The organism is Nostoc cf. edaphicum LEGE 07299, assembly GCF_015207245.1.
Classification (GTDB): domain Bacteria; phylum Cyanobacteriota; class Cyanobacteriia; order Cyanobacteriales; family Nostocaceae; genus Nostoc; species Nostoc edaphicum_B.
This window is the reverse complement of the sequence record NZ_JADEXF010000533.1, coordinates 1-4,082: the sequence shown is the minus strand read 5'-3', so window position 1 is coordinate 4,082 and position 4,082 is coordinate 1. Positions and strand designations below refer to the sequence as shown.

Below are 4,082 nucleotides of genomic sequence, written 5' to 3'. Positions count from 1 at the left end.
GGGTTAGGGTGGGGTAAAACCTTTGGTTTTTCAGCTATTTCAGACTTGTGTGTACACCGTAACCCTAAAAACAGGGAACCAGCCAGAGCAAGGGCTGTATCTTTTATTAGTGCCATTCCCCTCTAAACCAATTCTCCCTTTTTAGAGAGTGCAGGAAGGGGGGATTTTATTATGCCAACTTTCGTTTTCATCCCTCTTAGGGGAAGTGATTACAATACGATTCAATTAAGGTTTTTTGATGAAAATTATAGATCGCAAAAATGTGATAAATCATCACAAAGACACGATTCATCGCGTATTGTAGAAACGGCGATTCATCGCGTCTCTTGCTCTGGAAAAATTTCTTGAGTTAGAGATTTTTTAAATGTTAACGTCTACAAGGTGACACAGGATTTGGAGCGTTTTTTTTAACTATGAAGCATAGACACAAAGTAGCTTTTAGCTTAACATCGTTGATCGGTCTTAATTTAATCTCTAGCTTAGTCGCATTTGATCGGGCGATCGCAGCGCCACCGAGAACCCCAGACAAAAGTGTAAATTGCGAGATTTTAGTTGTGGGTGGTGGACTTTCTGGTGTAGCCACAGCTTACGAGGGGTTGCTAGCAGGACGAACAGTTTGTCTCACAGAAATTACTGACTGGTTGGGAGGACAAATTTCTGCTCAAGGGACATCTGCATTAGATGAACGACCAACCCAACGTTCCCAACAATTTTATTCTCGCGGTTATCTGGAATTGCGAAACCGCATTCAGCGTAAATACGGGGAACTTAATCCAGGTGACTGTTGGGTAAGTGACTCATGCTTTCTTCCCCGTGATGCTCACACCATTTTGACCCAGATGCTCAAAGATGCCGAAAAGAAAGGCAAAGGGAAGTTGCAATGGTTTCCCAACACAGTAATTAAAGATTTGGAAATCGCTGCTGATGGCAAAATAATTAATAGTGCGATCGCAATTCAATCTCAACCACCAAAAGGCGCACCACCTCTCAATACTTTTACCTTATCTCAAAGCATTGAAGATGCCTATCGCTACGATAACTCGTCTCGGTTGACCAAAACGATTGTCCGTTTCATCCCCAAGGCAGCGAAAGAGGATGCTGCTAAATGGTATGTCATAGACGCTAGCGAAACTGGAGAAATTATTGCCCTTGCTGATGTTCCCTACCGATTAGGTATTGATGCCCGTTCTTACTTAGAACCTTCTTCTTCCAGTGCTAATAATGACCCTTATTGTCCTCAAGGCTTTACCTACACCTTTGCAATGGAGGCCACTAAGGAACCGCAACCGCAGACAATGCCTGCATTTTATCCACAATATGCGCCATATTTCAGCTATGAATTGAAGCGACTGGCTAACTTTGATTTAGTTTTTACCTATCGTCGCATCTGGAGTCCAAACAAAGGGAAACCAGCAAAATTTGGCGGTGTAAGTTTTACTGCGGCTACACCAGGTGATATATCCATGCAAAACTGGACTTGGGGTAACGACTACCGCCCCGGAACAGCCCAGGATAACCTAATTTATACTCGGCAACAGTTACAAGGTACTGGACAGTTAGAACCAGGGGGTTGGATGGGAGGACTGCGGACAGAAGCCCTCCGCAAGGCTGAGGAAAATGCCTTATCTTTCTATTACTGGTTGGTAGCTGGAACTACGGATTCTCAACTAGGGGATGGTGTCAAGCAGCCACAAACTAATAACCGCTTTGTTTCCGGTTTAAATTCGCCAATGGGGACAGCGCATGGTTTATCAAAATATCCTTATATGCGAGAAGGACGGCGGATTATTGGCCGCCCTAGTTGGGGACAAACCGGAGGTTTTGGTATTTGGGAAATTGATATTTCCCGCCGAGATTATAATGACGAGTATTACTCCAAGACTCTGCCAGCAGATATGTATCGTCGCCTACGAGCAGCAGTTGCAGGTTTAGAAGCAGTATCAGTAATTGAGGGTAAAGTTCCACCAGACAAAGCAATGCGACGGACTCGTTCTACCATCTTCCCCGATGCTGTGGGTATTGGTCACTACGCCATAGATTTCCATCCTTGCATGGTGAATAGTCCCCCAGAAGCCCCTGGTAACACAGAACGTCCAGGCGAAAGACGTGGTGCGGGTCTTGCTTATCCCTTCCAAATTGCTTTGAGAGCAATGATTCCCCAGAAAATTGATAATTTGCTCGTAGGTGGCAAAAGTATTGCGACTAGTCATATTGCCGCTGCTGCTTATCGAGTACACTCATTTGAATGGTCAGCTGGCGCAGCTGCGGGCACTGTAGCTAGTTTTGCACTCAAAAATGCGATCGCACCTTACCAACTTGTTGATGACTTACCTAAACAAGAGCCACAACTAGAAGCACTCAAGCGGCTTTTGCAACAAAATGGCAACCCTACCGCTTTCCCAGATACATCTATTTTTAACGAAAACTGGGATAATTGGAAATAGATTGTCATTTGTCATTTGTCATTTGTCATTGGTCATTGGTTAAGGACAACGGACAAATGACAACGGACGAATAACAACAGACAAATAACAACAGACAAATGACAACAGACTACTAAACAATGAACTAAACTAATTATTTGTAGTGTAGTTTTGTAAAATTATCTTGACCAATTGTTTTATGGTTATGACACTTTCAGCAGATGTTTACGGGATGTCCACAGCACCAACTATAGCTCCTGAACGGTCTGATCAAGTTATCCGTAAGACTTATCCGAATTACAAAGTGATTGTATTAAACGATGATTTTAATACATTCCAACACGTGTCTGAATGTTTGATGAAATATATTCCGGGAATGAGTGGCGATCGCGCGTGGGATCTGACTAATCAGGTACACTATGAAGGTCAAGCGATCGTCTGGGTCGGGCCCCAAGAACCTGCGGAACTCTATCACCAGCAGCTGCGCCGAGCAGGTTTGACAATGGCACCTCTAGAAGCAGCTTAACCTTAAATTATTATGGGCAAACCCTCCGTAGATCCCCTCCGCACGGCTTCACAAAAAGCTGCCAGACTGGTTTGGAATCACTCAACACACCTTTCTGGTCTTATCCCCATTTTAGAACGTCTTTGTCAGCAAGACGGTATCCAAACTGTAACACCGGGAGTGATTGGGCGATCGAAGGGTCACTGTCCAAAAATGCAACTACGCGTCTCAGTACCCATTCGCGGCGGCTATAAAGTCATTGCGCGGCAGGGGAAAACGGTACAAGAGGTGTTTATTTTAACAACTTTGCCCCAAGATCAACTAGAAGCTGCATTAGCGATCGCCATGAGATGTTAATCATACCCGATATGAGTGCTGTTAGCGGTAGCGGGGCGTTTAGCCCGTGCTGAGTGCTGAGTTGGGAATCTCACTTTTTTATACCCAATGCCCAATGCCCAATGCCCAATGCCCCATGCCAATCCCCAATAACTATTCCTCAACTCGATGTACTGCAAATTTGTGTAGCGGCAGACTAACGATGCAAGAAAAAGTTAAGAAATATGACAGAGCCGTAGTTATTCTCAAAGTCATGAGTACAGATTCCCAGTCGGGTAAAACTATTTTTTCGATGCCAAAAGCTACACAGTAAACTAGCCAGTAACTAAAGCTCATTCTAAACAGAATTCGCTCTGTTTCTTCCATCTCATTTGTTTGCTGCTTACAATCCCACAGTAACAACAGTCCAATAATGCAAGCGACAAAGGAAACAGCAACTACAGATTCGTGACAAAAGATATTTAACGAATGCATTTGTGTTTATTCCCACATTTTTTCAGTTGAAACTCAGTCTAAAGGAATATTCCTTGCAGATATACAAATTATTTACAAACCTCAATAGATTGAAGAGTGCTGAGTGAAAAATCTCACTTGCAACTCAGCACTCGTAACTCCATTAATCTGCAACACTAGTTGCCAAAATTGAAGCGTTTGCAACAATCGTTCCTTCATGTATAAGAAAGGTTTAAGTATTTCCAAGAAATGTATAAGCAATTACTGGAAAGGCTTAATACTTTGCAACAATCGTTCCTTCATGTATAAGAAAGGTTTAAGTATTTCCAAGAAATGTATAAGCAATTGCTGGAAAGGCTTAATAC

4 protein-coding genes are annotated in these 4,082 nt (G+C 43.1%); 3 read left to right on the top strand and 1 reads right to left on the bottom strand.

Annotation, left to right across the window (positions count from 1 at the left end):
- Nucleotides 1-413: 413 nt before the first annotated feature.
- The 3 genes from IQ229_RS16295 to IQ229_RS16285 all read left to right on the top strand — a co-directional run bounded on the left by IQ229_RS16295 (nt 414) and on the right by IQ229_RS16285 (nt 3,285).
- Entirely contained in the window at nt 414-2,444 is a 2,031-nt protein-coding gene (locus IQ229_RS16295) for an FAD-dependent oxidoreductase (protein ID WP_194045417.1), read from the top strand.
- A gap of 178 nt (nt 2,445-2,622) precedes the next feature.
- The gene (clpS, locus tag IQ229_RS16290) at nt 2,623-2,949 is read left to right on the top strand and encodes an ATP-dependent Clp protease adapter ClpS (protein WP_194045415.1); all 327 of its coding nucleotides are present in this window, start codon (nt 2,623-2,625) and stop codon (nt 2,947-2,949) included.
- 12 nt (nt 2,950-2,961) lie between these two features.
- Nucleotides 2,962-3,285 (top strand): DUF2103 domain-containing protein, encoded by a 324-nt coding sequence (locus IQ229_RS16285; RefSeq protein WP_094348336.1) that lies wholly within the window; start codon nt 2,962-2,964, stop codon nt 3,283-3,285.
- Between the two features lie 132 nt (nt 3,286-3,417).
- Here IQ229_RS16285 and IQ229_RS16280 read toward each other — a convergent pair whose 3' ends face one another.
- A complete protein-coding gene (locus IQ229_RS16280; RefSeq protein ID WP_194045413.1) occupies nt 3,418-3,738 on the bottom strand; it encodes a hypothetical protein in 321 nt (106 codons plus the stop codon).
- Nucleotides 3,739-4,082: the final 344 nt, after the last annotated feature.

What these genes read in the sequence shown, in the direction of transcription:
- IQ229_RS16295 (WP_194045417.1), top strand. Translation starts at nt 414, where the DNA reads ATGAAGCATAGACACAAAGTAGCTTTTAGCTTAACATCGTTGATCGGT.
- clpS (WP_194045415.1), top strand. Translation starts at nt 2,623, where the DNA reads ATGGTTATGACACTTTCAGCAGATGTTTACGGGATGTCCACAGCACCA.
- IQ229_RS16285 (WP_094348336.1), top strand. Translation starts at nt 2,962, where the DNA reads ATGGGCAAACCCTCCGTAGATCCCCTCCGCACGGCTTCACAAAAAGCT.
- IQ229_RS16280 (WP_194045413.1), bottom strand. Translation starts at nt 3,738, where the DNA reads ATGCATTCGTTAAATATCTTTTGTCACGAATCTGTAGTTGCTGTTTCC.